The following is a 26,370-nucleotide window of genomic DNA, read 5'->3' as shown; positions in this document are numbered from 1 at the left end:
TCATGACGCAACCGCAGACTCCCCACCCCGGACTCGACAGCACCGATCGCCAGATCATCGCCGAGCTCAGCCGTGACGCCCGCCTCTCCATGCGCCAGCTGGCCCTGCAGGTGCACATCTCGCGCACCGCAGCCCACACCCGGGTACAGAAGCTGGTCAACCACGGCGTGATCACCGGGTTCGGCGCCCAGACTGACCGCAAGGCGCTCGGTCTCAACGTGTCAGCGCTGGTTGTCGTGAAGATCGGCGACGTGGCCTGGGGTGAAATTGCCGCGCAGCTGGCGCAACTCCCCTTCGTCGAGAAGGCCCAGGCCGTGAGCGGCGACATCGACATTATCCTCACCGTCAGCGCGCCCGATCACGAGCAGCTCAGCCAAGCCATCCTCCGCGATATCCACACCATGCCGGGAGTGATCTCGACCCGGTCACACCTGATTCTCGACGAAATCACCGGGCACGCTCCCGGAGCCACCCCGGACGCCTGGCACTGATTCACGATTCCAAAACGCCGTTTGGCCGCCGTCTGGCAGCGGATCGGCCAATCGTTCACAACTGCGAAAAAGCGCAGCCGCGCCGGTAAAAAGGGCGCACCATTGCCTGATGAGCCTCAATGTCGAGAACCCGAGCCTGACCGCCGAGTTGGCACCCCCACCCCTGCGTCTGATCGACGATCAGGGCCGTGCGGCCGCCCAGAACGAGAGTGGCGGCTTCGCCCTCCCACCCGTGGAGACCCTTCTCGATCTGTACCGCCAGATGGTCGTGGCCCGCCGATTCGACGTGCAGGTGACCGCCCTCACCCGGCAGGGCCGCCTGGCCACCTACCCGTCCGCGCTCGGGCAGGAGGCCTGCGAGATCGCCGCCGTCGCGTCGCTCGCCCCGCAGGACTGGTTGTTTCCCACCTACCGCGACAGCATCGCGCTGCTCACGCGCGGCGTCGAGCCAAAGGATATTCTCGCCTCGTTCCGCGGCGACTGGCACAGCGGTTACGACTACCAGCAGCACCGTATCGCCCCGCAGGCCACGCCGCTCGCCACCCAGGCGCTGCACGCCGTTGGCCTCGCCACCGCCGCGAAGCTCAAGCGCGACGACACCGTGGCCCTCACCCTGCTCGGTGACGGTGCCACGAGCGAGGGCGACGCCCACGAGGCATTCAACTTCGCCGCCGTCTGGCAGGCCCCGGTGGTCTTCGTCGTGCAAAACAACCAGTTCGCCATCAGCGTGCCGCTCGACAAGCAGATGGCCTGCCGCACCATCGCCGACAAGGCGATCGGCTACGGCATGCCCGGCTACTACGTGGACGGCAACGACGTCGCGGCCATGTACGCCGTCGTGTCGGCGGCCATGGACCGTGCCCGCAGCGGCGGCGGCCCCACGCTCATTGAAGGCCTCACCTACCGCATCGAAGCCCACACCAACTCGGATGACCCCACCCGCTACCGCAAGACCGCCGACGTCGACCTGTGGCGCAGCCGCGATCCAATCGAACGCCTGGAAAAGTATCTCGTCGCCCAGGGCGCACTCACCGAGGAGGTGCGGGCGTTGATTCTGGCCGCCGCCGAGGATCTCGCTACGACCACCCGCGAGTGCATGACCGAGCAGGCGGTCATCGACCCGCTTGAACTGTTCGAGCACGTCTATTCCACCCCGCGGGCCGCCCTGGCCGAGCAGCGCGCCTTTCTGGCGGCCGAACTCGACGGCGATGCCGCGGCATCCGCTATTGCTAACGAAGAGAGCATCCGATGAGCCCGCAGCAGACCCTGGAGACGGGCACCGCCGTGCGCGCGCCCGAAAGCCTCACCATGGCTGCGGCGCTCAATGCGGCCATTCGCGACGCGATGGTCGATGACCCGACGGTCGTTCTGTTCGGCGAAGACGTCGGACCGCTCGGCGGCGTATTCCGGGTCACCGACGGGCTCTACGCTGAATTCGGCGAGACCCGGGTGAGCGACTCACCGCTGGCCGAGGCCGGCATCGTCGGCACCGCGATCGGAATGGCCATGTACGGCCTGCGCCCGGTAGTGGAAATGCAGTTCGACGCGTTCAGCTACCCGGCATTCCAGCAGATCGTGTCGCACGTGGCGAAGATGCGCAACCGCACCCGCGGCAAGATCCCGCTGCCAATCGTCATCCGTATCCCCTACGCTGGCGACATCGGCGGCGTCGAGCACCACTCCGACTCCTCCGAGGCCTACTGGACGGCAACGCCAGGACTCACCGTGGTGAGCCCGTCGAACCCGGCCGACGCCTATTCCATGCTGCGCGACGCCATTCGCAGCGACGACCCGGTCATTTTCATGGAGCCGAAGAGTCGCTACTGGAGCAAGGCCTCCCTCGCGCTGCCGGTGCAGACCGAGCCCTTGAACCGGGCCGTCGTGCTGCGGGAGGGCACCGACGTCACGCTCATCGCGTACGGCCCGACCGTGAAAACGGCTCTCGCCACCGCCGAGCAGGCCGTGGCCGAGGGACTCTCGATCGAGGTCATCGACCTGCGCTCGTTGTCGCCGTTCGACGACGAGACGGTGGGGGCATCCGTTCGTAAAACCGGTCGCGCCGCCATCGTGCACGAGGCCGCGCAGTTCGGCGGCTACGGCGCCGAGGTCGCCGCGCGCCTGACCGAGCGCAACTTCTTCTACCTGGCCGCGCCCATTCTGCGCATCACCGGCTTCGACATTCCGTACCCGTCGCCCAAGCTCGAGGAGTACTTCTTGCCCACCCCCGACCGTATTCTGGCCGCACTCTCCACCTGGGAGTGGTCCTGATGAGCCGCGAGTTTCTGCTGCCCGACCTCGGCGAGGGTCTCACCGAAGCCGAGATCGTGGCCTGGTTGGTCGCTCCCGGTGACACGATCGTCATCGACCAGGCCGTGGTCGAGGTCGAATCGGCCAAGTCCATCGTGGAGCTGCCGTCGCCCTACGGCGGAGTCGTGGCGAGCCTGTTCGGTGAGCCCGGGCAGGTCATCCACGCCGGGCAGGTGCTGTTGACGGTTGCCGATGCCGTCACCGATGTGTCCGCGGCTGGCGCCACTGTGGGAGTTCCCGTCGCCGCGGCGCCGAACAGTACCTTGTCCGAAGGTTCCGGCGCGGTTCTCGTGGGTTACGGCACCACCGAGAGCACCCGGCCGCCGCGCACGGTGGCCGCCGGTCGATTCGGCACGGTCACCACAGCGGATGCCGCGGCCCGGCTGAAAGCACCAACGCCCACGCCGATTCCCGCGGCGGTCGAACCGGTCCGTATCGATGCGGCCCGCCGCTCCCCCGTCGTGTCGCCAATCGTGCGCCGACTCGCACGAGAGAATGGGTTCGACGCGAGCATGCTCGCCGGCAGCGGCCAGAACGATCTGGTGCTGCGCAGCGATGTTGAGGACCACATTCGAGCGTTGACGACGTCCGCGTTGACCACGTCGGAGCCGCCTACGTCCGCGCCGCCCGTTCTCGTGGTTGCGGCGACGGGTGCGGCGGCCAGCGCAACGCCGGCCGGTCGCGACGACGTGAGCGCCGACATCCGCATTCCTATTTCCGGTCTGCGCAAGGTCGTCGCACAGCGGCTGACCACGTCCCGGCGGGAGATCCCCGAGGCCACCATCTGGCTCGATGTCGACGCGACCGCCCTGTTCGCAGCGCGAGATCAGCTGCTCACAGCCACCGGCGAACGATTCAGCGTGACGGCGCTCATCGCGCGTTTCGTCGTGGCCGGCCTGCGGCAGTTTCCGGTGCTCAACTCCTCGGTCGACACCGCGAGCCAGGAGATCCTGCAGCACGGCGCCGTGAACCTCGGCATTGCCGCGCAAACCTCGCGCGGGCTGATGGTTCCGGTCATCCACGGTGCACACGCGATGAGCACCCGGCAATTGCGCGACGCCATCGCCGCCCTCGTGGCCCAATCCCCCGACGGCACCTTCGCGCCGAGTGCGCTGACCGGCGGAACGTTCACCCTGAACAACTTCGGGTCGCTCGGCGTCGACGGTTCGGCGGCGATCATCAACCATCCGGAGGCGGCGATCCTCGGCATCGGGCGCATGATCGAACGCCCCTGGGTCATCGACCACGCACTCGCGGTGCGTACCGTCGTTGAGCTGTCGATGGTGTTCGATCACCGCGTCTGCGACGGCGGAACCGCCGCGGGGTTTCTCACCTACGTGGCCCGTTGCATCGAAAACCCGGTGAGCCTGCTCGCCGATCTGTAGGGGCACAGAAAGAAACACCTTCGCATGGGGCATGCGAAGGTGTTCCTGTTGTCCTCGACGGCGCGGGGGACGACGGGAGGATGAGCGGGGTGATGCGGTGAATCAGACGCCGACGGCGTTTGTGGCCCGCTGGCCGCGAACCGGGGTGACGCGCACACTAATGTGGTCGCATCCGGAACACTTGAGAATGTAGACGGGAAGTGAATTGCGCTCGGCGTGGGCGGGATTCGGGCTCAGTCGGGCTTGTGAACGGCAGAAGGGGCAAGTGAGTGTCATGCGATCTCCGAATGTGCCGTTGTTTGGGGCACGTTCTCAGTGTGTCGCCTGCCGGATCGGTCCCATAGGGCCAAAGGTCCCGTACTGCTACAGGATCAGCCACGGGGTGCGTTAGCGTGGTCGGATGAGGGGAATCCGCCGCGGCCAGTTCGGACCCGCGCTGGCTCCGTTCGTGCTTCCGGCCGCTGTCGGGCTAGTGACGACCGCGCTGTTCACCGTGTTCTCGGCCCTGCAGTGGCGCAGTTTCGCCGCACCGTCCTGGGACCTGGGAATCTTCACCCAGCTGGCCCGGCAGTACGCGGCGCTCGAGGCGCCCATTGTCACGATCAAGGGCGAGGGCTTCAACCTGCTCGGTGATCATTTTCATCCGCTCCTGGTGTTGCTCGGCCCCATTTTCGTAGTCTTCCCGCACGCGTTCACCCTGCTGGTGGTGCAGAACGCGCTGTTCGGCCTTGCCGCCGCCGCCCTCACTTTTGCCGCCATTCGGCTGATCGGTGCGTTCACGGGCACGCTGTTCGGGTTGGCGTTCGCGTTCAGCTGGGGACTTCAGGGGGCGGTCGAGGCGCAGTTCCACGAGATTGCCTTCGCCGTTCCGCTACTGGCGCTGTCGCTGTGCGCCTTTCTGGGGCGCCAGTGGGTGGCCTGCCTGCTCTGGGCGATGCCGCTCGTGTTCGTGAAGGAAGACCTCGGACTCACCGTGGCCGCCTTGGGCATCGTGCTGGCCGTGCGCAGCCGGCATCCGCTCGGCGTGTGGCTGGCCGTCTGGGGCGTGGCCTGGTTCGCCCTGGCCAGCCTGGTCATTCTGCCGCTGCTCAACCCGAACGGCGCCTGGGCCTATTCGAGCAGCATCGACCTGCTCGGCATTCTGCAGGACCCGGCCGCACTATTTCAGCCGCAGAAGAGCGTGACCGTGCTGCTGCTGATTGTGGCGGGCGGGCTCATCGCGGTGCGGTCGCCGCTGGCGCTCGTGCTGCTGCCCACTCTGGCCTGGCGGTTCCTGTCGGAGAATTCGGGCTACTGGGGTCCGACCTGGCAGTACAGCGCCGTGCTGATGCCCATCCTGTTTGCTGCCGCGCTCGATGGAATCGCGCTCGCTCGCGGCAGCCTGCGGGGCTGGCTGCGCGGATACGGGCGGCTGGCGGCATCCGTTTCGATTGTCGCAGCGCTCGTGCTCGCGACGACGCTGCCGCTGTTCAAACTGGCGGATGTCCCGGCCCATTTTTCGACGCATCGCGCCGCCGCTGCGACCGCCGCGCTGCGGGTTGTGCCCGACGGGGCGCTGGTCGAATCAGACATCGGGCTGATGAACTATCTCGTGGAACGAACGGATGTCTACTGGCTCGGCAATAAGAATCCGCTGCCGGATTACCTCGTGATCGATCTTGCCGCCGGCGGTCTGCCCGCCGAGTGGACGTCGGCGCAGGTGGTGGGCGAGGCGCTGCACCCCGGAGTGGAATTCACCACGATCTATGCCGCCGGCGGGTACGAGGTGGCGCGCCGCGACGCCAATGCGCCCTGATCCCCTTGCGTCCATTTTCCACGCTGTACTTCGCGACCCACGGTGCCAGTTTAGAAACTGGGCCCCGGGCCATAAGGTGGGCCCGGGCGCTAGTGCGCCGTCGGGTTCGCGGCACTGAGGCCGGTCAACAGGGCCGCGGCGGCCTGCGGGTCGTCGACGGTCACGGCAAACTGGTTACCGCGCCGCAGATTCACCACGAGGGCTGGCCCGCCACGCATGACCACGGCCGAGCGTCCGCCGGTCAGTCGGTATCCCCAGCCACCGGAGTGAAACGGGCTCACGGTCTCGGCGAACGCGGACTCCACCTGGTCGAGCGGCACCTGCTTCAAACGGATGCCCAGCAACCGCGACACCACGCGCAGCCCGCGTTGGTCCACGCTCACCCGAACCTGCACGAAGAGCAGCGTGGCCGTGAGGATGAGAACGACGATCGCCACCGCCATGGCGCTGGCCGCGGCTGCACCGGTCAGCCCCTCGTCGCGCAGTTGGGCCACGATTCCGATGGCCCCACCGAGCACGATGAGCCCGCCGATCGTAGCCATGACCGGGCTCGTCACGACCTTGGTCCAGGTGGCGGAGGGATCGGCTGTCGCTGTCGCGGCGGTCGTTGTCTCGGCGGTCGTCTCCGGGAGTTCCGTTACGGTCGCCGGCGTCACCCATTTCTGGGCAATCAGAAACGGCAGCAGACCATACCCGCAGGCGGCGAAGGTGAGCAGCACCCAGGCGCCCATTTTCGGTTCCGCGGCTCCGGCAGCAACGGTGATGCCGGCCGTGGTCAGCCACAGGCTCGACGACAGCCCCGCAGCGAAGCCGAGCCCGAGGTAGACCTGGCGGCGATTGGGCGCACCCCGCTCGCGGAGCCAGTAGGTGGCCAGACTGGCAGCACCCAGGCTCACCACGAGCGCAATCACGGCCATTCCCCAGGTGGGCATCGTCGAGCTCACCGCGCCGTCGCGCCCCCACTGCCGTGGCAGCACGCCCGGCAGGCGATCGATCCACAGCAGCCAGGTGACGACGACCGCCATGAAAGGCAGCCACAGAGTCAGCGCTGCAGCGATATCCCGCGGGCGGGTCGGTGCCGAACTGTTCACCAGTGTCATGAGGTCCCCCGATCGAGTGCGGGCAGACCAGTCCGCCCTCGCACTCCCTCCATCCAAGCACAGGCCTTTCCCGTGGCGAATTCAGGAAAACGAACCGGCACAGACCAGAATCGCCCGTACCAGCGCCGCGCCGCGCCGGCCGAGCCTCCGGATTTCCTGAATTCGCCACCGAGATTCGTCGTGAGAACTCCGGCGGTCCAGGCGGGCTGGGCGGTCAACGCTTGCGACGGGCGAGGAAGGCATCCATTCGGGTGAATTTGGCCTCCGATTCGAACAGAATGGCCTGGGCCGTGTTATCGACGAGCGGATGCGCCGCGCGGGGAGCGTGGAACACCTCTTTGGCCAGCCGGGTCGCGAGGGGATCCTGCGCCGCAATACGGTCGGCCAGCGCGTGCGCGGCGGCCAGCAGGTCGTCGGGGTCGTGAACCTCGGTGACCAGGTGCACAGCAAGGCACTCCGCGGCGCCGAGGATGCGCCCGGCCAGGATGATCTCCTTGGCCACCGGCTCCCCGACCAGCTCGGCCAGGCGCCACAGTGCGCCGGCGGCCGGCAGGATGCCGAGTGCCGTCTCGGGGTTGCCGAGCCTGGCGCTCGTCGACGCGATCCGAAAGTCGGCCGCGTAGGCTAGTTCGGCGCCGCCGCCGAGCGCCCAGCCGTCGATTGCCGCGATGACCGGCATCGGCAGCTTCGCGATGCGGGAGAACAGCCCGGAGTTGATGCCGAGCAGCGCGTCATCGCGACGCCGTTCGCGCAGCTGGGCGATGTCGGCGCCCGAGGCGAAGACACCGTTCGCGCCACTGATGATCAGGATGCGAGGCTGCTGCTCGAGCTCGGCGCAGACCGCGTGCAGCTCGTCGATCATGGTCTGGTCGATGGCGTTGCGCACGTCGGGTCGGTTGAGTTCGACGTGCAGCCGGTCGGCGCGGCGTTCAATCGTGAGGGTGGTCGGGGTACTCGTCATAGTGGGACGTCTCCATTGATGTCGGGGCGGGAATCGGGACTGGATTCGAGGTCGGGCGTGCCGGCCGGGAACACGCGTTTGTAGCTGCGACCGTCGGGCAGGGTCACGGTGCGACTGACCAGGGTTCCGCGGCGCACCTGCAGATAGATGGCCTGGGCGCTCACTCCGCGCGCGGCTGCCACCTCAGCGACGGACAGGCCGGGAAGTTCGGTGGGTACGCTGCTGGGCCGCACTGATCGTTTGCGGCCGGCTTCCAGGCGGGCACTGATCTCGTCGTCGGTACCGCCCCAGCGCCATTTGGCCGCTGGCACCTTGAGACCGGTCGCGTCGGCGATCTCGTCCCACGACGTATCTGCCGCGACAGCATCTCGCACGGCGGCGAGCGTGGCGGGGTCGTGGTCGAGCGCTGCTTGCAGCGAGCGGATGGCGCGCAACCGTTCCAGGGGCGCGGCATCCGGTTGCAGGTTGAGCAGGTGCTCGAGCGCAGTGGCTGTTGTCGGCGACAGAAACGATCCCATGCCTGGTCCTCTCTGCTGCCTGGTCGTGCAGCAGTCAGCCCCATCTTGCCAGACGAGATCAGGCCAGAACGACCACGGAGTGCGGTGCCAGCTGCAGGGCGTTGGGCAGCCGACCCTGAACGGCTTCGCCCTCGGCCGCAAAGGACAGCACGATGTCACCGCCCCCCGCCGGAACGCGCACCGGCTGGGTGCCGAGATTGAACAGGATCTGGGTGCTGCCGCGGTGCAGCCGCAGCCAGCCGGCTGCCGCATCGAATTCCACGGCGATCTGGTCGAAGCGGGGATCGGTGAAGTCCGGGCGGGTGCGGCGCACAGCGGCCAGGTCGCGGTAGAACCTGAGCAGGCGAGCATGCTGTGGTTCGGCGGCTTCGTTCCAGTTGAGCTTGGAGCGCTCGAAGGTCTGCTCGTCCTGGGGATCGGGAACCAGCGCCGGATCCCAGCCCATGCGGGCGAATTCGTTGATGCGACCACGGGCCGTGGCGGCGCCGAGCTCCGGTTCGGGATGCGAGGTGAAGAACTGCCACGGTGTCGTGGCTCCCCATTCTTCGCCCATGAACAACATCGGTGTGTACGGCCCGAGCAGGGTCAACGCGGCGGCAATGGCCAGCTGGCCGGTATCGAGCTGCTCGCTCAACCGGTCGCCGACGGCACGGTTGCCGATCTGGTCATGGTTCTGGGAGGCGACGACCAGCCGCCAGGTGGGCATGCGCTCGAGGTCGATGCGGCGGCCGTGCGTGCGCTCGCGAAAGCTCGAGTAGGTGCCGTCGTGGAAGAACCCGTGGGTGAGCACCTTGGCGAGGGCGTCGAGGGGTTCGAAATCGGCGTAGTAGCCGGTCGTTTCGCCGGTCAGGGCGACGTGCACGGCGTGGTGAAAGTCGTCGCTCCATTGTGCGTCGAGTCCGTAGCCGTTGGCCTCGCGCGGCGTCACGAGCCGGGGGTCGTTGAGGTCGGATTCGGCGATCAGGGTGCGCGGCCGGCCGGTTTTGGCGCTGAGCGCTGCGACCTCGACGGCGAGCTGCTCGAGCAGGTGGGTGGCGCTGGTATCGCGCAGGGCGTGCACCGCGTCGAGGCGCAATCCGTCGACGTGATAATCGTCCATCCACATCAACGCGTTGTCGAGAATGTACCGGCGCACCGGGTCGGAGTGCGGACCGTCGAGATTGAGGGACGAGCCCCAGGTGTTACCGGCCGCCTCACTGAGGTACGGGCCGAACTGGGGCAGGTAGTTGCCGCTCGGCCCCAGGTGGTTGTAGACGACGTCCTGGATGACGCCGATGCCGCGCTGGTGGCAGGCGTCGACGAAGTTCTGGTACCCGGCCGGGCCGCCGTAGCCCTCGTGCACGGCGTACCAGAGCACGCCGTCGTAGCCCCAGTTGCGCGTGCCGTTGAACGCGTTCACCGGCAGCAGCTCGATGAAATCGACGCCGATCGAATGCATGTGATCGAGCCGGCTCGCGGCCGCGTCAAAGGTGCCCTCCCGTGTGAAGGTTCCCACGTGCAGCTCGTAGATGATGGCTCCGGCGAGCTGGCGACCGGTCCAGTCGGCGTCCTGCCAGACGTGGGCCGAGGCGTCGAAGGTGCGCGAGAGGGCGTGCACCCCGGCCGGCTGGTGCCGCGACCGGGGGTCGGCGAACGGTCCGCGCCCGTCCACGATGAATCCGTAGTCGATCGGGCCGGTGACCGGGGGTTGAGCGGATGCCGGCAGCTCCCACCACCCGTCGTCGCGCGCCGTGAGCTCGAGCTGGCGGAGGCCGAGTTGCACCTGCACGGCGCGCGCGCCAGGAGCCCAGACGGCAAATTTCTGATCGTTCATGCGTGTCGTCCTGTGTGGGTAGAGACGGGATTTCGGTCATCGACGGCCGCCAGGAGCGCCACCGGGTAGTGCGCGAGCACCTGGGCGACGTCGAGGTTCGGGCCCTCGAAGCGCTCCTGCGTGAGCAGATCGATATAGGCGCGCCCCGCCACAGCAATCGTCGTGTCTCCCCAACCGCCCGCCTCCTGCAGCCCGATCGGCAATCGGGTGGCCAGGGTGATCGCTCCCCCGCGATCAAACGCCACGAGGTGGCTCGCGCCCGACCCGAAAACCGGAACCGGGGCGTAGCGAGTGAACTGGTCCGGCCGGTCGCGGCGCAGCCGCAGGGCCCGGGCGGTGACCAGCAGCTTGGCGGCACCTGTCTCGTCTACCTCGGGAAGCCATCCGCTGTCGATGCGGGTCAGCAACTGACGGCGCAGCGTGTAGTCGACCGTGCGACGGTTGTCGGGGTCGACGAGTGAGGTCTCCCACAGTTCACTGCCCTGGTACACGTCGGGAACGCCCGGCATGGTCAGCTGCAGCAGTTTGAGCGCGAGCGAGTTGCTCCAGCCTGCCTGCTGCATCCGCTCGACCAGCGCAGCAATCAGATCGTGGGTAGACCCCGGGCTGGTAGCGAAAGCGACGAGGTCCCCCAGTTTCGCTTCGAATTCGGCGTTCTGCTCTGTCCACGTGGTGATGGTTCCGGCCTCGCGCGCCGCCTTGAGCGCGTAGGCGGCGAGGCGCTCCCGGCTGGCCGGCCAGGAGCCGACGATTGCCTGCCAGAGCAGGTTCTCAAACGGTGCGTCCCCGAGCGGATGCGCCTCCCGCAGCTGGTCCAGGGCAGCCTCCCACTCGGCGGGAATCTCGGCGAGCACCGAGATACGGGCGCGCACGTCTTCGCCACGTTTGGTGTCGTGGGTGGACAGCGTCGTCATCGACCGCGGAAAGCTGGCCTGGCGCGCGCGCTGCCGGTCGTGAAACTCGGCCACCGTCACCGCAAACTCGTCGGGGTCGGCTCCCACCTCGTTGAGCGAGGTCAGCCGACCGAACCGGTAGTAGGCCCGGTCCTCGACCCCCTTGGCCATCACCATGCCCGAAGTCTGTTGAAAACGTACGGCCGCCGGATGCCCCGGGTCTCCCAGCAGCGGCAGCAGCCGGTCGATCTCGGCCTCCAGGTGCGGGCGGTGCGTGATCGACCGCCCCGCCGCCACCTGCAGGTCGCCCTGGCCGAGGGGCAGGTAGGAGCGGTAGACCGGAAACCAGGCCAGCAGTTCGGCCACGGCGTCGGCGGTGGTGTCGGCCTCCTCGTCGTTCGGTACCAGACGGGCGATGCGCAGCACTTCCGAGCGAAGGATGCCGTCGGCCACCGCACGCTTGTTGCGAAAGACCAGATCGTTCCAAGCGACGGTGTCGCCCTGCAGCCGTGATTCCAGGGCGTCAAGGGCAGGCTGACCGGCCGGATCGACGAGCACCCGGTCCACGTCGGCGAGGGCGTCATACCCGGTCGTCCCGGCCGTCGCCCAGCTCGACGGAAGTTGTTCCGGACCCTCGAGAATCTTCTCGACCAGCACGTACGCCCCGTCGGTGGCGCGGCGCAGGGCTTCGAGGTAGCCGGCCGGGTCCGCGAGGCCGTCGGGGTGGTCCACCCGGAGGCCCTGAACCAGACCGTCCTTGACCCAGCGCACGATCTCGCGGTGCGACTCTTCGAACACCCACGGCACGTCGACGCGAATGCCGGCCAAACTGTTCACGGCGAAGAAGCGCCGATAGTTGAGCTCCGCGTCAGCGCGGCGCCAGTTCACGAGCTCATAGTGTTGGCGGTCATGCACGTCGGCCGGGCTGGCACCGTCGTCGGCGGTTCCGGACGCCAGCGGATACCGGTTGTCGAAGTAGCGCAGTTCGCCGTCGACCAGCTCAAGCCGGTCGAGCTCGCCGCGGCCCTGATCGTCACCGCGCTGAACGTCGCCGCCCTGATCATCACCGAGCACCGGAATGCGGATTCTGCCGCTACCGAACTCCCAGTCCACATCGAAGGCCTCGGCGTACCGTGACTGTTCGCCGTTCTGCAGCAGGTCCCACCACCAAGGATTCTGCCGCGGCGTGGCCACGCCCACGTGGTTGGGCACGATGTCCACGAGCACGCCCTGCCCGACCCGATGCGCGGCAGTGGCCAGGCGACCCAAGGCATCCGCCCCGCCGCGTGCTGGGTCGACCAGGCAGTGGTCGACGACGTCGTAGCCGTGATCCGATCCGTCTTCGGCCTTCAACAGCGGCGACAGGTAGACCCAGTCGGCACCGAGATCGCGAAGGTAATCGACGATCCCTGCGGCCGCGTCAAGGTCGAAACCCGCAGTGATCTGCAGGCGGTAGGTCGACAACGGCGCGACGACGGGCACCGTCACGAAAAGATCTGCGTCAAGGGTCACCGAACGGCCCTCAGCTGTGGCCCGGCAGCGTGATCAGACCGGTGGCACCGGCCAGTGACGCGGCGACGGAGTGATCCGGTGCAACTTCGGGTTCGTGATAGGCGCGCAGGACCACGAGGGAACGACCGGCCACGGTCTGGATGGCTCCGGCCGGACGGGCGATGGAATCGGCCCCCTCACCGGCGGTGTCGACCACAATTTCCCAGGCCGGGGCATATTCGTTGGGTGGCAGCGTGAATTCGACGTCTTCGGCGTCGGCGTTGAACAACAGCAGAAAGTTGTCGTCGGTGACGTCCTGACCGCGCACGTCTCGTTCACGGATTCCGTTGCCGTTGAGGAATTTGGCGACCGTGCGAGCGAGGTTTTCGTCCCAGTCTTCCGACGCCATCGGTTCACCATCGGTGCCCAGCCACACGATATCGGGCAGCGATTCGCCCGCGACGCGGTTACCGGGGCGACCGTCGAAGAAGCGACTGCGCCGAAACGTCGGGTGCTCGCGGCGGAGGCGGGAAACGGCCGCCGTGAATTCGATCAGCGGCACATCCGCTTCGTCCCAGTGCACCCAGGTCAGCTCGGAATCCTGCGCGTAGGTGTTGTTGTTACCCTGCTGGGTTCGCCCGAGCTCATCGCCGTGCAGCAGCATCGGAACCCCCTGCGACAAAAGCAGCGTCGCGATGAAGTTGCGTGCCTGCCGCGCGCGCAACCCACGAATCTCCGGATCATCGCTGAGACCTTCGACGCCGGAGTTCCAGGAGCGGTTGTGCGACTCGCCGTCTTTGTTGTCTTCGCCGTTGGCGTCATTGTGCTTCTCGTTGTACGACACGAGATCGGCGATGGTGAAGCCGTCATGCGCGGTGACGAAGTTGATCGACGCCATCGGACGGCGCCCGGAGTGCTCGTACAAGTCGGCCGATCCGGCGACGCGGGAGGCGAATTCGCCGAGAGTGGATGGCTCCCCCCGCCAGAAATCACGCACGGTATCGCGGTACTTGCCGTTCCATTCCGACCACTGGGAGGGAAAATTGCCGACCTGATAGCCGCCGGGGCCGACGTCCCACGGCTCGGCGATGAGCTTGACCTGCGAGACGATCGGGTCTTGCTGCACGAGCTCGAAGAAGGTGGAGAGCTTGTCGACCTCGTAGAGGTCGCGGGCCAGGGCGCTGGCCAGGTCGAACCGAAAGCCGTCGACGTGCATCTCGAGCACCCAGTAGCGCAGCGAGTCCATGATGAGCTGCAGCACGTGCGGGTGCCGCACGTTGAGGGTGTTGCCGGTCCCGGTGTAGTCCATGTAGTAGCGCTTGTCGTCGTCCATCAGGCGGTAATAGGCCTCGTTGTCGATGCCCTTGAACGACAGGGTCGGACCCATGTGGTTGCCCTCGGCGGTGTGGTTGTAGACCACGTCGAGAATGACCTCGATGCCGGCGGCGTGCAGGCTGCGCACCATTCCCTTGAATTCCTGCACCTGCTGGCCGAGATCACCGGTCGAGGAATACGCGTTGTGCGGCGCAAAGAATCCGATCGTGTTGTAGCCCCAATAGTTGCCCAGGCCCTGCTCCACGAGGGTGCCGTCATTGACAAACTGGTGCACCGGCATCAGTTCGATGGCAGTCACACCGAGCTTTTGCAGGTGGTCGATCACCGACGGATGCGCCAGGCCCGCGTAGGTGCCGCGCTGGGTTTCAGGCACGGACTCCTGCAGCTTGGTCAGGCCCTTCACGTGTGCCTCGTAGATGAAGGACTCGCTGTAGGGCGTGCGGAGGGATCGATCACCGGTCCAGTCGAAGAACGGGTTGACGACGACGCCGAGCATCATGTGCGAGGCGGAATCCTCGTCGTTCGCCGAATCCGGGTCGTCGAAATCGTAGGAGAACAGCGACGGGTCCCAGTCGATGGCCCCCGTGGTGGCCTTGGCGTATGGGTCGAGCAGCAGCTTGCTCGGGTTGGTCCGGTTACCGGCCGCCGGGTTGTAGTCGCCGTACACCCGATACCCGTAGCGCTGCCCCGGCTGCACCAGCGGCAGGTAGCAATGCCAGATATAAGCGGATGACTCGCGCACCTCAACTCGCGTCTCACCTCCATCTTCATCGATGAGACAGAGTTCAACGCGTTGAGCGGCTTCGCTGAACAGTGCGAAGTTGGTACCGCTCCCGTCGAACGTTGCGCCAAGGGGGTAGGCGGTTCCGGGCCAGGTTTCCATGAGACTCCTCGGGATGAAGACGGGACACGGTCAGGTGTGACAGAGGCGACAAGACAGCGCCGACGGATGACCGAATCGCGCTTGGAGAACACGCTACAGGCATCCGCCGACATATCCGGTCATCCGAGCCGCTCCGGGCAGGCGTAGCCGAGTTCTTCGCGCACGAGCGGTGCGACCCGGGTACCAAAGAGCTCGATGCTGTTCATCAATTTCTCGTGCGGGAGCGTGCCGATGCTGTACTTCAGGTCGAACCGGCTGAGCCCGAGTCCCTGCACCACCGTGGCGATCTTCGTGGCCACGGTCTCGGGTGAACCCACGAACACGGCGCCGTCGGGGCCGGCATCCTGCTCGAAACGTTCCCGAGTGGCCGGGCCCCAGCCGCGTTCCCGACCGATGCGGTTCTGCATCGCCTCGTAGTGCGGCCACATTTCGTCGCGAGCCTGAGCATCCGTCTCGGCGATATAGCCGGGCGAGTGCTCACCGATCGGCAGCGTGGGCTTCTCGAACTGCGCCAGGGCGCGGTGGTAGAGGTCGACGAGAGGCGCGAAGGCGAGCGGCGCACCGCCGATGATGGCGAGCATGAGCGGCAGACCGTAGTGCGCGGCGCGAATGACCGACTCAGGGCTGCCGCCCACACCGATCCAGGTCTTGATCGCTCCGGACTCGGTCGGCGGAAACACGGTCTGGTCGTTCAGGGCTGCCCGGGTCTGACCGGACCAGGTCACCGGCTGTTCCTTGAGCAGTTCGGTGAACAATTCGAGCTTCTCCTCGAACAATTGCTCATAGTCACCGAGATCCAGGCCGAACAGCGGAAAGGATTCGGTGAACGAACCGCGCCCGAGAATGATCTCCGCGCGTCCAGACGACACGGCGTCGAGCGTGGCGAAGCGCTGGTAGACCCGCACCGGGTCGTCGGAGCTGAGCACGGTCACGGCTGAGCCCAGTCGAATCCGGCTGGTCTGGCCGGCGATCGCGGCGAGCACCACTTCGGGTGCTGACACGGCGAAATCGGCGCGGTGGTGCTCGCCGATGCCGAAGAAATCCAGGCCGACCTGGTCGGCCAGCACGGCTTCGGCCACGACGTTGCGCAGCACCTGTGGCTGAGCCAGCGGCCGCCCATCGGCGTCGAAGGTAACGTCGCCGAAGGTATCGAGTCCCAGTTCAAGTTTGTGCGTCACGCGGGTACAGCCTCTCAGAACGAGTCTTTTCTATGCACATGCATACACCGGTGGAACCTTGGCCCGGCCGCTGTTATTCCGTTTCACCCAGACTCGCACGGTTGAAAGAGCCGTACGATCTGCCGGAGCGGCCAGAATAGAGCCAGGTGCCGTGCGGCACCCGAAGAATGGAGCCAGCCATGACCGAATCCGAGCTCATCACTGCCTGGGTGAAAGCCCGCGGACACATCATCGCGTCCCAAGCCGCGCCGACCTTCCTGCTCACGGCCATCGTGGGCTTTCTCTCCCTGGGCCTCGGCACGACAGAGCTCTCCGTGCGCATCGCCGCGGCGGGCATTCTGCTGGCCTCGGGCATTTTCGGAGCTTTGGCCCAGATTGCCGCGGCCAATGAAGGCCTCGCCGTCATCACCGACCTGCGTGGCCTGGAGACGCCCAGCGCGCTCACCCGGAGCATCGTGGCCATGGCTCCCTGGGTCAATGTCGTGCGATTTGTCACGCCGGCAATTTTCGTCATCGTCTACATCGCGCTGCTGGCCGCGCTGTTTCTGACCGCTCGCTGAGCGCGCCGGCGGTCAGATCAGCCGGCCACCGGACGGTCGCGACGCGAACGCCACCAGGCCCAGACCCGCGTGACAATCTGTTTGAGTACCCCGCCGAGCCGACGCGCTGAAGCGAATTCCGTTCCGAGCACGGCGAGTCCCAAGAAGACGATCAGCCACCCCGGTCCAGGCAGGGGAATCAGAATAATGCCGATAACAACAATCACTGTGCCGAGCAGCCCGACCCCGAGGCGATAGGCGAAGAGTAGATAGGGGTGCCCGTCAACCCACGCGCGAGCTCGTCGCAGGGCCCGCCGCGCCGGATGCCGCGGGTCACTGCCACTGGCGATATCGCGGGAGAGATGCTCAGACATCTGCCCAATCTAAGCCAGATTTCTGGGAGGTGGCCGCCCGATATCGACCGCGGTGACGCGCCCTCTGAGATTCCATCCCGGCCATGCGGCTGGAAGTGGCTGTCTGGAGTTCAGTCTGTCTGGAACGGCATCGAGGTAATACCATTGGCGGTCAACCTTGAGAAAGCGGCTCACTTCTTTCTGCTGACCCGCTATGCCGTTTTCACGATAGTGCGCTGTGAATTGCACGACGCCCTCACTATCGAGTAAACCACCGCGCTCTGTACGCACGATATCGAGCCGTCGCCAAGTTATCGCCGGGTCCAGTTCGAGTGATTCCGGTCGGGTCAACGGATGCCACGTCTGAAGCAGATACTGCGCGTCATCCCGGCAGAAGGCGCTATACCGAGATCGCATGAGCCATTCGGCCGTCGGCGGCAGCGCAGCACCGCTGTGAAATCGGCCGCAACAGACGGCATAGGTGCCCTCGCTCAGGCAGGGACACCGCTGATCCGGAGTAATGGTCTGTTCGGGCTCTGCTAGGCCTGCGCCCTGGCATAGGCCTCGCGCACGGTGCCGGCAATGCGCCCACGGTCGGATACGGCAACGCCGTTGGCGGCAGCCCAGGCACGAATGGCCTGGAGCTCGGCCCGGTCCGAACCGGCCGAACTGGTGCCGCGTGACTTAGCGGGCACATAGCCAACGCGTCGGGAAACATTTGTGTATGGCTTGATCGCGGCGCGAAATTCAGCGAGGTTTTCGGCGGACAGATCGATCTCGTACGATTCCCCTTCGAAAGCATAGGAAACGGTTGCTCCGGACCCATTTTCAATAACGGTGCCGTCAAGGTCATCCAGCAGCTGAACCGTGGTCTTCTTCATTCTGAGATTCTCCAATGAGGTGTCGAATACATTCGGGATGGATACATTCGCGTGTGGCGATAACCACTAACGAATTATGGCTGCCGAACTCTTTTTCCGATACCCGCCACGCGGTATTTCTTTTGCATTCACAACTTTTACACGATGGATCACAAAAAAGTAGCCCCGACAATGTCGGGGCTACTTCATATTTGGTGGATCCGAGGGGATTCGAACCCCTGACCCCCTGCATGCCATGCAGGTGCGCTACCAGCTGCGCCACGGACCCAGATTGTTGTTTCGAATTGCTCCGAAACAACTTTGTTAGCTTACAACACAGATTGGGATCTGCGAAACCGAAGCTACTCCGCGACCTCGTCGGCAGCCTCATCGGCGGCCTCGTTTGACGTCACTTTGGCGGGAATCCCGGTCGGAATCACCGGGCAGTCCTTCCACAATCGCTCCAGGGAGTAGTACTGGCGCTCTTCTTCGTGAAAAACGTGCACGACCAGGTCACCGAAGTCAACGAGCACCCAGCGGCCGGCAGCGCGTCCCTCGCGCCGCAGCGGCTTGTGGCCGGCCTCGATCAGCTTGTCTTCAATCTCGCCGGCAATGGCTACAACGTTGCGCTCCGACCGACCAGTGACGATGAAGAAGATGTCGGCGAGGGGAAGCGGGTTCGAGACGTCGAGGGCAACGAGGTCTTCGCCTCCCTTGGAGTCGGCGGCGGCGACGGCGATGGCAAGCAGCTCGAGGGCGTGGGGTGACGTGGTCATGAATGAATCCTTGAGATTGTGCCGCGAGGCGCGAATGCGCTTGTGGCGATGATGGGGGAAACGAGCGAGCCGGAGAGGCCCGCGAGGAAGGAAGGACACGGATGCATGGCGCGGGGCACTAGAAGAGACCCAGCAGGTAGCCGGTCACGAAGAGTGCCAGAACACTCACGGCCAGTGCGGCCGTGGCGATGACCAAAACGGTGGGAAGTGAGGCACGCTGATTCTTCGGCGGGGTCAACATCCCGCGGGTAGACGCGTGCGTGCTCACGGCGCGACTCGCACTGACCGGGGCCGAGTCCCCGCCTAGCTGATCGGCGTCGAGCTGGTCCATCAGGTGGTCCATCTCGGACGAATCGAACAGATTCGGGTGGGCGCCGGTCGAGCCAAGACTGCGCGGCAGGTCGAATGACCCCGTGATCATGATCTCGCCCGTATTGGAGATGGGACTCACGCTGCTCGGCTGGTGGGGAATCGACGGCAGGATGAGCGCGTTCGTGGTGGTGGGAATGCCCCCGGCCCCGATACCACGGTTGATCAGTTCGTCGAGCGACTGGTCAGGCTGCGATACGTCGACGCGCGGAGCATCCGCATCGACCGACCAGTGTCCGATCGGCGGCATCCATCCGGTCTTGTCACTGAGGGTCGGATCCGGCGCCTCGATCGGCTCGGCCTCGATCGGCTCGGCCACGACCGGCTCGGCCATGATCGGCTCGGCGTACATCTGCTCGGATTCGACCGGGTCGACGGCGACCCGCGTGGTGGGCTCGGGCTCGATCAGCTCGGCCTCGACCAGCTCGGCCTCGACCAGTTCAGGGTCAACCGGCCCAGCATCAGTAGCTTCAGCGTCGGCGGGCTGATCGGCGGGGGTCGTGAGGTCCCCAGTATTGAGAGCCCGTTCCTCATCTTCACGTGCGTGCAGTGCGCGCAATTCCCGGCGACTCAGGGTGTGCGGTGCCGGAACCGACGGGTCGGGCTCGGCTGCACCCGGGGTTGGAACTGGATCGACGGTGTCCTGAGGCTCTTTCGGATCGGGAGCCGTGTGGTGCCGGCTCGTTCGCCGTGATGTCGAGGTCTGTGCCGATGAAGCAAACGGTGCCGGGCGAAGCGCGGCCGGGACTAGCACCGGAACGTCGAGGGTCGGGATGGCGTCGTACACCGCGGCGGCTTCGTCACCCTGTTCGCGGGCGAGTTCGCGCGCCTGACGTCGGCTGAGCGGCTGAGGGTCTCCCGACGTCATGCCACACTCCGATACAGATGATGCTTTGAGATGTACTGGACGACCCCGTCGGGGACCAGATACCAGACCGGGAATCCCCGATTGACCCGTGCCCGGCAGTCAGTGGACGAAATAGCCAGTGCCGGAACTTCCAACAAGCTTACGTCTTGGTTCGGTAATCCCGAAACGCTCAGCTCATGGCCCGGGCGACTCACAGCCACGAAATGTGCCAGCTGCCACAGTTCACGCACGTCTTTCCAGCCGAGAATCTGGGTGATCGCATCCGCTCCGGTAATGAAGAACAATTCGGCATCCGGACGTTCTTCGTGCAGATCACGCAGCGTATCAATGGTGTAAGTCGGGCCGACCCGGTCAATATCCACCCGACTCACTGTGAACCGCGGATTGGACGCGGTCGCAATCACCGTCATCAGGTAGCGATGTTCGCCGCGGGTGACGCCGCTTTTCTGCCACGGCTGCCCGGTGGGCACGAAGATCACCTCGTCGAGGTCGAAGCTCTGTGCCACCTCGCTGGCGGCGACGAGGTGCCCATGGTGAATGGGGTCGAACGTTCCGCCCATCACGCCGATGCGAAGGCGACGAACTGTCACGTTAAGATCAGGCTTCTAGTGGCCACCGGTGCCGGTGGTACCACCGTGTCCGCCATGCGCGGCTGCGTAGGCGTCAGCCTTGCCGCTGTGGCGGTTGGACACATCACGAAAGCTCCACAGCACGACGCCGAGGGCCAGGAACAACACGGCGGCCACCATCGGGTAGATGATGAGCGGCAACGGCAAGGCGATGTGCTCGACCTCGGTTAGCACGGCACTCACAAAAGACATCGGTTCTCCATTCACGCGCCGCGCAGTCGGGCGCGGCCCCAGTTGGCCGCGACGGGTCGCGCGCCTGACGGCTCACGCCGTCGACTCATCCTAGCTTGACCGGCGCACTTGACCGGCACCCGCGTGTGAACCTACGCGCGTACCTGGCCGGTGCCGCGCACGATCCACTTTGTGCTGGTCAGCTCTGGCAAACCCATCGGCCCACGAGCGTGCAGCTTCTGGGTGGAGATACCCACCTCGGCACCGAAGCCGAATTCTCCGCCGTCGGTGAAGCGAGTGGAGGCGTTGACCATGACCGAGGCCGAATCGACCTCGTTCAGAAAGCGCTCAGCGTTCTGCAGATCGTTGGTGATGATCGACTCGGTGTGCCCGGTTGAATAGCGACGAATGTGGTCCATGGCCTCATCGAGGGAGTCGACAATCGCCACCGAAATGTCGAGGCTCATGTATTCGGTGCCCCAGTCATCGTCGGTCGCCGGGACAGCGGCCGGATAGAGCGCGCGGGTGCGGGCATCCGCATGGATGGTGACACCGGACGCCGTGAGCTTGTCCAACACATCGGGAAGCAAGCGTTCAGCTGCGCTGCGGTGTACGAGCAGGGTTTCCAGGGCATTGCAGACGCTCGGACGGTGCGTCTTGGAGTTGTGCACGATATCGATCGCCCACTGCTTGGTAGCCGTCTCATCGAGGAAGACGTGCACGACGCCGGCACCGGTCTCGATGACCGGCACCTGGGACTCACGAACCACGGTCTGGATCAGGTTGGCGCTGCCACGGGGAATGAGCACGTCGACGTAGCCGCGAGCCTTCATGAGCTCGGTCGCGCCGGCCCGGCCAAAGGGGTCGATGGTCTGCACCGAATCAGGGTTGAGTCCGGCGTCGGTGATCGCCGCCTGCACCAGGTCGATGAGTATTCGGTTGCTGTTCTCGGCAGCCGAACCACCGCGGAGCACGACGGCGTTGCCACTCTTCAAGGCGAGGGCGGCCAGATCGACGGTGACGTTCGGGCGAGCTTCGTAGATGACTCCGATGACGCCGAAGGGAACACGCACCTGGCTGATTTTGATGCCGTTGGGCAGGCTGCTGCCGCGCACGACCTGGCCGACCGGGTCGGTCAGCAGCGCGATCTGGTCGACGGAGTCGGCGAGGGCCATAATGCGCGGCGGGTCGAGCTTGAGCCGGTCGAGCAGTCCGGCACTGAGGCCGTTGGTGGCGCCGGCAGCGAGGTCGACCTGGTTGGCCGTCACGATCTGCGCGGCGTGGTCGCGCAGCGATTGCGCAATCAATTTCAGCGCTTTATTCTTTAGCTCTGTCGGCGCTGAAGCGAGCGGCAGGGAGGCGGCGCGAGCGGCCTCGAGGGTGGGCGTGAGCTGGGCTACATCGTTCAGAGACTGCAACATGAACCTAGTTTACGGGAGGCGAACCATGAGACTATTCTCGGCTCTCAGGAAATACGCAGTGCTGACGGTGCTGGCGACGGTTCGAACCAGGTTCCCACCGGATCCCCGCGCAGCGCCTCGGCCACCAACCCGGTCGCCGTGACCAGCACGGCGGTTCCGGCCTGGGCCGCGATGCGCGCCGCCGTCACCTTGGTGCTCGCTCCCCCGGTGCCGACCCCGTTGACGGCAGTCGCGCCGAATTCCATCCCCACCAACGGGTCACCGGATGCCACGTGGCTGATGCGCTCAGCACCGGGCAGGTCCGGCGGGCACGTGTAGAGGGAATCCACATCGCTGAGGAGCACGAGCAGGTCGGCACCGATCAGGGTGGCGACGAGGGCGGCCAGTCGGTCGTTGTCGCCGAATCGAATCTCGTGGGTGGCTACGGTGTCATTCTCGTTGACGATCGGAAGAATACGCAGCGCCATCAGGCGCTCCATGGCGCGCTGGGCGTTGCCGCGGTGGGTGGCGTTGTCGAGGTCACTCGCCGTCAGCAGCACCTGACCGGCCACGATGTCGTAGCGGTCGAGGCTGTCCTGGTACCGAAAGATCAACAGATTCTGACCAACGGATGCCGCCGCCTGCTGGGTCGCCAGGTCGGTCGGCCGTTCCTGCAGCTGGAGGTACGGCATGCCGATGGCAATGGCGCCGGACGAGACCAGAACCACCTCGGTGCCCCGGGCATGCGCTTCAGCCAGGGCATCGACCAAGGGCGCGATCTGCCCGGAGTTTTCGCCACTGATCGACGAGGAGCCCACCTTGACCACGATACGCGCGGCGGATCGAACAACCTGCTGCGAGTGCGCCCTCATCGGGTGATATTTCGGTTGGCTACATTAACGCTGAAGCCATTCACGCTGACCCCAATAAGGACGTGCAACCCCACATGAATCTGGCCCTCCGGCAAGAATAATGGACGCGCCGTGCGACCACCGGCAGTTTAGCGCAGCTGGTGCGGTCAGAGCAGCGCGCGACGCTCTTCGCTTGCCGTCGGCTCGAACCAGGTGCCGACGTGCTCGCCACGCAGGGCTGCAGCGGCCAGTTCGGTCGAGGTGACCAGAACGGCGGTGCCAGCCTTGGTGGCGAGGCGGGCGGCGACCACCTTCGTGCTCGCTCCCCCGGTGCCCACTCCGGTTGCTCCGCTCGAACTGAACTCGAACCCGTCGAGCGGGTCGTCCGCGGCGATGAAGTCGAGCTTCTCAGCGCCCGGCAGGTGCGGCGGCTTGGTGTAGAGCGCGTCGACGTCGCTGAGCATGATCAGCAGGTCGGCTTGGATGAGGGTTGCGACCAGGGCGGCGAGGCGATCATTGCTGCCGAACCGCAAGCCATAGACAGCCACGGTGTCGTTCTCGTTGACGACCGGCAGAATGCGCAGGTCGAGCAGTCGTTCCAGTGCGCGCCGGGTGTTGCTTCGGTGCGGTTCCTTTAGAGCGTCGCCCTCGGTCAGCAGCACGGTACCGGCAGCGATGCCGTACCTGTCGAGGCTTTCCTGGTACCGAAAGATGAGCACATTCTGCCCGACAGCGGCGGCGGCCTGCTGGGTGGCTACGTCGCTGGGGCGTTCATCAAGGTTCAGGAAGGGCATGCCGGTGGCGACCGCGCCCGAGGAGATGAGTACCACCTCGGTGCCGCGACCGTAGGCCTCGGCCAGGGCGTCAACGAGTGGGGTGATCTGGTCGGAGTTCTCGCCGCTGATCGACGAAGACCCGACCTTCACCACGACGCGTTTCGCGCCCGCTACGTTGTCCCTGGCTAAGCCACTCACTTCTGTACTTCTTCCGTTGGGTCTGTCTCAGTCTCGTCAGCATTGGCATCCGTTTCGATGCCGGTGTCTGGCGCGGTTTCGGGCTCAGCGGCGCCGGCCAGCGTGGAGAAGTTCAATTCCACGTCGGCGAGGCGAACGTCTTCGTTGTGTTCCTCCTCGCCGGTCTGCCACATGCCGGCTTCGCGCTCACGAATGAGTTCGGCGCGGGCCGAGGACTTGGCGTCCATTCGGCCGAAGTACTCCTCGCGGCGTTCGTTGCTGGTGCGACGTTTAGGCTCGTCAAGGCGGGCGTCGGTGCCTCGGGGAGCCGTGATGAGTTCGGCGGTGGAGGTGAGCGTGGGCTCCCAGTCGAAGACGACACCGTGGCCGGGGCCGATGATGACGGTCGAGCCGGCGATGGCTCCCGACTTGTACAACTCATTCTCGATGCCGAGCTTGGCGAGTCGGTCGGCGAGGAAGCCGACGGCCTCATCGTTCGTGAAGTCGGTCTGCTGAATCCAGCGTTCCGGCTTGGTACCGAGAATGCGGTAAATGTTGCCGAAGGTGCCACCCTCGACCTTGATGACGAAGCCGCCCTCATCGACGGCCTTGGGACGGATGATGATGCGCGGCTTCTTCGCTTCGGCTGCGGCAGCCTCGGCGCGGCCCTGTTCGACGACCTCAGCGAGGGCGTAGTTGAGCTGTTTGAGACCCTCGTGGGTGACGCTGGAAATTTCGAATACGCGGTAGCCACGGGCTTCGAGGTCGGCCTTGACGAAGGCGGCCAGTTCGCGGCCTTCCGGCACGTCGATCTTGTTCAGGGCGATGAGCTGGGAGCGCTGCAGCAGCGGCTTTTGGCCGTCGGGCACCGGGTAGGCGTCGAGTTCGCCGAGAATGACGTCGAGGTCACTGATCGGGTCGCGACCGGGCTCGAGCGTGGCACAGTCCAGCACATGCAGCAGGGCGGTGCAGCGTTCAACGTGGCGAAGGAACTCGAGGCCGAGCCCCTTGCCCTCGCTCGCGCCCTCGATCAGGCCGGGCACGTCGGCAATGGTGTAGCGCGACTCACCCGATTCGACGACGCCGAGGTTGGGGTGCAGCGTGGTGAAGGGGTAGTCGGCGATTTTGGGGCGAGCCGCACTCATGGCGGCGATCAGGCTGGACTTACCAGCCGAAGGGTACCCGACGAGCGCGACATCCGCTACGGTCTTGAGCTCGAGGTAGACGTCGCCTTCCCAGCCGAGCGTGCCGAGCAGGGCAAAGCCGGGGGCCTTGCGCTTGGTCGAGGCGAGGGCGGCGTTGCCGAGCCCGCCCTGGCCGCCGGGCGCGACGATGAGGCGCAGGCCGGGTTCGTCCATGTCGAGGAGCTGGTTGCCCTCGATGTCCTTGACCACGGTGCCGATGGGAACCATGAGCTCGCGCATCTCGCCGTTGTGGCCATTGCGGTGGTCGCCCATGCCGGGGCCGCCGTTGTCAGAGCTGCGGTGCGGTGACCGGTGGAAGCCGAGCAGGGTGGTCGTGCTGGGATCGGCCACGAGCACGAGGTCTCCGCCGCTGCCGCCGTTACCGCCGTCGGGACCGGCGAGAGGTTTGAACTTCTCGCGCTTGACCGAAACGCATCCGTTTCCTCCATTGCCCGCTCGTAAATGCAGCGTCACGTGGTCAACGAATGTGGCCATGGAGTGCCCCTTTCAGGTGGCGCAAGAAATGCTTCAAAACGAGGTGCTATGAAACCCGTGCGTGGAACGATGTGCTACAAAAAGTGCTGAACAAACACGTCAGGGCGGACCGAAGCCCGCCCTGACGTTGTGTACGAAAAATACTGTGCTGTAAAAACCTACTCGGCTGCAACCACGATGTTGATGACCTTGCGGCCACCCTTGGCGCCGAACTGCACGGAGCCGGCTTCGAGAGCGAAGAGGGTGTCGTCGCCGCCACGGCCGACGTTGACGCCGGGGTGGAAGTGCGTGCCGCGCTGCCGAACGATGATCTCGCCCGCGCCGACAACCTGACCACCGAAGCGCTTCACGCCGAGGCGCTGAGCGTTCGAGTCACGACCGTTGCGAGTGGAACTCGCACCTTTTTTATGTGCCATCTGTCTATCTCCTCTGGCCTAGGCGATGCCGGTAACCTGAACGCGAGTGAGCTCCTGACGGTGCCCCTGACGCTTCTTGTACCCGGTCTTGTTCTTGAACTTCTGGATGACGATCTTCGGACCGCGAAGGTTGTTCAAAACCTCAGCAGTGACCTTGACCTTGGCCAGTGACGCCCCGTCAGAGGTGATCTTGTCGCCGTCGACGAGGAGCACAGCGGCCAGCTCGACGTTGCCGTCCTTGTCAGCCTTGATTCGGTCCATCGTCACGATGGTACCGACCTCTACCTTCTCCTGCCGCCCTCCGGCGCGCACAACTGCGTAAACCACTTTACGTACCAATCTCTGGGGAGCCTGAG

Annotated in this window: 26 protein-coding genes and 1 tRNA gene; 6 read left to right on the top strand and 21 right to left on the bottom strand. The window is 65.6% G+C overall.

Annotation, left to right across the window (positions count from 1 at the left end):
- Window positions 1-2: 2 nt before the first annotated feature.
- The 5 genes from BLS91_RS06800 to BLS91_RS06780 all read left to right on the top strand — a co-directional run bounded on the left by BLS91_RS06800 (window position 3) and on the right by BLS91_RS06780 (window position 5,978).
- Complete coding sequence (locus tag BLS91_RS06800; RefSeq protein ID WP_092339988.1) at window positions 3-491, top strand: Lrp/AsnC family transcriptional regulator; 489 nt, start codon at window positions 3-5, stop codon at window positions 489-491.
- A gap of 109 nt (window positions 492-600) precedes the next feature.
- Window positions 601-1,743, top strand: coding sequence for a pyruvate dehydrogenase (acetyl-transferring) E1 component subunit alpha (pdhA, locus tag BLS91_RS06795; RefSeq protein ID WP_092339987.1), 1,143 nt, complete (start codon window positions 601-603; stop codon window positions 1,741-1,743).
- Window positions 1,740-2,759 carry an alpha-ketoacid dehydrogenase subunit beta gene (locus BLS91_RS06790; RefSeq protein ID WP_092339986.1) on the top strand — a complete coding sequence of 340 codons (1,020 nt, stop codon included), beginning with the start codon at window positions 1,740-1,742 and terminating at the stop codon, window positions 2,757-2,759. Before pdhA ends, BLS91_RS06790 begins: the two co-directional genes overlap by 4 nt.
- Complete coding sequence (locus BLS91_RS06785) at window positions 2,759-4,183, top strand: dihydrolipoamide acetyltransferase family protein (RefSeq protein WP_092339985.1); 1,425 nt, start codon at window positions 2,759-2,761, stop codon at window positions 4,181-4,183. Before BLS91_RS06790 ends, BLS91_RS06785 begins: the two co-directional genes overlap by 1 nt.
- A gap of 400 nt (window positions 4,184-4,583) precedes the next feature.
- Window positions 4,584-5,978 carry a DUF2079 domain-containing protein gene (locus BLS91_RS06780; RefSeq protein ID WP_092339984.1) on the top strand — a complete coding sequence of 465 codons (1,395 nt, stop codon included), beginning with the start codon at window positions 4,584-4,586 and terminating at the stop codon, window positions 5,976-5,978.
- An 89-nt stretch (window positions 5,979-6,067) separates the two neighbouring features.
- On the opposite strand, the gene BLS91_RS06775 is transcribed toward BLS91_RS06780, so the two are convergent.
- The 7 genes from BLS91_RS06775 to BLS91_RS06745 form a co-directional block, all read right to left on the bottom strand.
- Window positions 6,068-7,078 carry a hypothetical protein gene (locus BLS91_RS06775; RefSeq protein WP_092339983.1) on the bottom strand — a complete coding sequence of 337 codons (1,011 nt, stop codon included), beginning with the start codon at window positions 7,076-7,078 and terminating at the stop codon, window positions 6,068-6,070.
- Window positions 7,079-7,292: 214 nt separating this feature from the next.
- Window positions 7,293-8,039, bottom strand: a complete 747-nt coding sequence (locus tag BLS91_RS06770) for an enoyl-CoA hydratase/isomerase family protein (protein WP_092339982.1) — start codon at window positions 8,037-8,039, stop codon at window positions 7,293-7,295.
- Window positions 8,036-8,557: a hypothetical protein gene (locus BLS91_RS06765; RefSeq protein ID WP_092339981.1), complete on the bottom strand. Its 522-nt coding sequence runs from the start codon at window positions 8,555-8,557 to the stop codon at window positions 8,036-8,038. Before BLS91_RS06765 ends, BLS91_RS06770 begins: the two co-directional genes overlap by 4 nt.
- Window positions 8,558-8,615: 58 nt before the next feature.
- A complete protein-coding gene (gene treZ, locus BLS91_RS06760) occupies window positions 8,616-10,370 on the bottom strand; it encodes a malto-oligosyltrehalose trehalohydrolase (RefSeq protein WP_092339980.1) in 1,755 nt (584 codons plus the stop codon).
- On the bottom strand, window positions 10,367-12,775 hold the full coding sequence (gene treY / locus BLS91_RS06755) for a malto-oligosyltrehalose synthase (RefSeq protein ID WP_241983128.1): 2,409 nt from the start codon (window positions 12,773-12,775) through the stop codon (window positions 10,367-10,369). The genes treZ and treY overlap by 4 nt, the downstream gene beginning before the upstream one ends.
- A 10-nt stretch (window positions 12,776-12,785) precedes the next feature.
- Window positions 12,786-14,972, bottom strand: coding sequence for a glycogen debranching protein GlgX (gene glgX, locus BLS91_RS06750; protein ID WP_092339979.1), 2,187 nt, complete (start codon window positions 14,970-14,972; stop codon window positions 12,786-12,788).
- 119 nt (window positions 14,973-15,091) lie between these two features.
- A complete protein-coding gene (locus BLS91_RS06745; protein WP_092339978.1) occupies window positions 15,092-16,150 on the bottom strand; it encodes an LLM class flavin-dependent oxidoreductase in 1,059 nt (352 codons plus the stop codon).
- A 179-nt stretch (window positions 16,151-16,329) separates the two neighbouring features.
- Here BLS91_RS06745 and BLS91_RS06740 point away from each other — a divergent pair, with 179 nt between their 5' ends.
- On the top strand, window positions 16,330-16,710 hold the full coding sequence (locus tag BLS91_RS06740) for a hypothetical protein (protein ID WP_092339977.1): 381 nt from the start codon (window positions 16,330-16,332) through the stop codon (window positions 16,708-16,710).
- 17 nt (window positions 16,711-16,727) lie between these two features.
- Here BLS91_RS06740 and BLS91_RS06735 read toward each other — a convergent pair whose 3' ends face one another.
- The 14 genes from BLS91_RS06735 to rplU form a co-directional block, all read right to left on the bottom strand.
- Window positions 16,728-17,063: a TIGR02611 family protein gene (locus BLS91_RS06735; protein ID WP_092339976.1), complete on the bottom strand. Its 336-nt coding sequence runs from the start codon at window positions 17,061-17,063 to the stop codon at window positions 16,728-16,730.
- A 9-nt stretch (window positions 17,064-17,072) separates the two neighbouring features.
- Window positions 17,073-17,483 carry a YchJ family protein gene (locus BLS91_RS06730; RefSeq protein ID WP_338061553.1) on the bottom strand — a complete coding sequence of 137 codons (411 nt, stop codon included), beginning with the start codon at window positions 17,481-17,483 and terminating at the stop codon, window positions 17,073-17,075.
- A gap of 98 nt (window positions 17,484-17,581) precedes the next feature.
- On the bottom strand, window positions 17,582-17,923 hold the full coding sequence (locus BLS91_RS06725) for a histone-like nucleoid-structuring protein Lsr2 (RefSeq protein WP_092339975.1): 342 nt from the start codon (window positions 17,921-17,923) through the stop codon (window positions 17,582-17,584).
- A gap of 192 nt (window positions 17,924-18,115) precedes the next feature.
- Window positions 18,116-18,191, bottom strand: a tRNA-Ala gene (locus BLS91_RS06720).
- Between the two features lie 73 nt (window positions 18,192-18,264).
- Window positions 18,265-18,678 carry a ribosome silencing factor gene (gene rsfS / locus BLS91_RS06715; RefSeq protein WP_092339974.1) on the bottom strand — a complete coding sequence of 138 codons (414 nt, stop codon included), beginning with the start codon at window positions 18,676-18,678 and terminating at the stop codon, window positions 18,265-18,267.
- A 118-nt stretch (window positions 18,679-18,796) separates the two neighbouring features.
- A complete protein-coding gene (locus BLS91_RS06710; RefSeq protein WP_092339973.1) occupies window positions 18,797-19,915 on the bottom strand; it encodes a hypothetical protein in 1,119 nt (372 codons plus the stop codon).
- Window positions 19,912-20,505 (bottom strand): nicotinate-nucleotide adenylyltransferase, encoded by a 594-nt coding sequence (gene nadD / locus BLS91_RS06705; RefSeq protein WP_255409998.1) that lies wholly within the window; start codon window positions 20,503-20,505, stop codon window positions 19,912-19,914. Before nadD ends, BLS91_RS06710 begins: the two co-directional genes overlap by 4 nt.
- A gap of 15 nt (window positions 20,506-20,520) precedes the next feature.
- The gene (locus BLS91_RS06700; protein WP_092339972.1) at window positions 20,521-20,736 is read right to left on the bottom strand and encodes a hypothetical protein; all 216 of its coding nucleotides are present in this window, start codon (window positions 20,734-20,736) and stop codon (window positions 20,521-20,523) included.
- Between the two features lie 131 nt (window positions 20,737-20,867).
- The gene (locus BLS91_RS06695) at window positions 20,868-22,136 is read right to left on the bottom strand and encodes a glutamate-5-semialdehyde dehydrogenase (protein ID WP_092339971.1); all 1,269 of its coding nucleotides are present in this window, start codon (window positions 22,134-22,136) and stop codon (window positions 20,868-20,870) included.
- A 44-nt stretch (window positions 22,137-22,180) separates the two neighbouring features.
- On the bottom strand, window positions 22,181-22,987 hold the full coding sequence (gene proB / locus BLS91_RS06690; protein ID WP_092339970.1) for a glutamate 5-kinase: 807 nt from the start codon (window positions 22,985-22,987) through the stop codon (window positions 22,181-22,183).
- A 146-nt stretch (window positions 22,988-23,133) separates the two neighbouring features.
- On the bottom strand, window positions 23,134-23,940 hold the full coding sequence (gene proB / locus BLS91_RS06685; RefSeq protein WP_092339969.1) for a glutamate 5-kinase: 807 nt from the start codon (window positions 23,938-23,940) through the stop codon (window positions 23,134-23,136).
- Window positions 23,937-25,598, bottom strand: a complete 1,662-nt coding sequence (gene obgE / locus BLS91_RS06680) for a GTPase ObgE (protein ID WP_092339968.1) — start codon at window positions 25,596-25,598, stop codon at window positions 23,937-23,939. The genes proB (BLS91_RS06685) and obgE overlap by 4 nt, the downstream gene beginning before the upstream one ends.
- Before the next feature lie 158 nt (window positions 25,599-25,756).
- Window positions 25,757-26,014: a 50S ribosomal protein L27 gene (gene rpmA / locus BLS91_RS06675; protein WP_035836705.1), complete on the bottom strand. Its 258-nt coding sequence runs from the start codon at window positions 26,012-26,014 to the stop codon at window positions 25,757-25,759.
- Window positions 26,015-26,032: 18 nt separating this feature from the next.
- Window positions 26,033-26,341, bottom strand: coding sequence for a 50S ribosomal protein L21 (gene rplU / locus BLS91_RS06670; RefSeq protein ID WP_092339967.1), 309 nt, complete (start codon window positions 26,339-26,341; stop codon window positions 26,033-26,035).
- Window positions 26,342-26,370 lie beyond the last annotated feature (29 nt).

Source organism: Cryobacterium flavum, assembly GCF_900103805.1.
GTDB classification, from domain to species: domain Bacteria; phylum Actinomycetota; class Actinomycetes; order Actinomycetales; family Microbacteriaceae; genus Cryobacterium; species Cryobacterium flavum.
Note: the sequence above shows the minus strand (reverse complement) of the source record. Positions and strands in the feature narration are given on the sequence as shown.

Coding starts and splice junctions, on each gene's coding strand:
- pdhA (WP_092339987.1), top strand. CDS start 601: ATGAGCCTCAATGTCGAGAACCCGAGCCTGACCGCCGAGTTGGCACCC.
- BLS91_RS06740 (WP_092339977.1), top strand. CDS start 16,330: ATGACCGAATCCGAGCTCATCACTGCCTGGGTGAAAGCCCGCGGACAC.
- BLS91_RS06765 (WP_092339981.1), bottom strand. CDS start 8,557: ATGGGATCGTTTCTGTCGCCGACAACAGCCACTGCGCTCGAGCACCTG.
- glgX (WP_092339979.1), bottom strand. CDS start 14,972: ATGGAAACCTGGCCCGGAACCGCCTACCCCCTTGGCGCAACGTTCGAC.
- rpmA (WP_035836705.1), bottom strand. CDS start 26,014: ATGGCACATAAAAAAGGTGCGAGTTCCACTCGCAACGGTCGTGACTCG.
- BLS91_RS06735 (WP_092339976.1), bottom strand. CDS start 17,063: ATGTCTGAGCATCTCTCCCGCGATATCGCCAGTGGCAGTGACCCGCGG.
- BLS91_RS06770 (WP_092339982.1), bottom strand. CDS start 8,039: ATGACGAGTACCCCGACCACCCTCACGATTGAACGCCGCGCCGACCGG.
- BLS91_RS06710 (WP_092339973.1), bottom strand. CDS start 19,915: ATGACGTCGGGAGACCCTCAGCCGCTCAGCCGACGTCAGGCGCGCGAA.
- BLS91_RS06785 (WP_092339985.1), top strand. CDS start 2,759: ATGAGCCGCGAGTTTCTGCTGCCCGACCTCGGCGAGGGTCTCACCGAA.
- BLS91_RS06695 (WP_092339971.1), bottom strand. CDS start 22,136: ATGTTGCAGTCTCTGAACGATGTAGCCCAGCTCACGCCCACCCTCGAG.
- rsfS (WP_092339974.1), bottom strand. CDS start 18,678: ATGACCACGTCACCCCACGCCCTCGAGCTGCTTGCCATCGCCGTCGCC.
- treZ (WP_092339980.1), bottom strand. CDS start 10,370: ATGAACGATCAGAAATTTGCCGTCTGGGCTCCTGGCGCGCGCGCCGTG.
- obgE (WP_092339968.1), bottom strand. CDS start 25,598: ATGGCCACATTCGTTGACCACGTGACGCTGCATTTACGAGCGGGCAAT.
- BLS91_RS06775 (WP_092339983.1), bottom strand. CDS start 7,078: ATGACACTGGTGAACAGTTCGGCACCGACCCGCCCGCGGGATATCGCT.
- BLS91_RS06800 (WP_092339988.1), top strand. CDS start 3: ATGACGCAACCGCAGACTCCCCACCCCGGACTCGACAGCACCGATCGC.
- BLS91_RS06780 (WP_092339984.1), top strand. CDS start 4,584: ATGAGGGGAATCCGCCGCGGCCAGTTCGGACCCGCGCTGGCTCCGTTC.
- BLS91_RS06700 (WP_092339972.1), bottom strand. CDS start 20,736: ATGTCTTTTGTGAGTGCCGTGCTAACCGAGGTCGAGCACATCGCCTTG.
- proB (WP_092339970.1), bottom strand. CDS start 22,987: ATGAGGGCGCACTCGCAGCAGGTTGTTCGATCCGCCGCGCGTATCGTG.
- BLS91_RS06790 (WP_092339986.1), top strand. CDS start 1,740: ATGAGCCCGCAGCAGACCCTGGAGACGGGCACCGCCGTGCGCGCGCCC.
- BLS91_RS06725 (WP_092339975.1), bottom strand. CDS start 17,923: ATGAAGAAGACCACGGTTCAGCTGCTGGATGACCTTGACGGCACCGTT.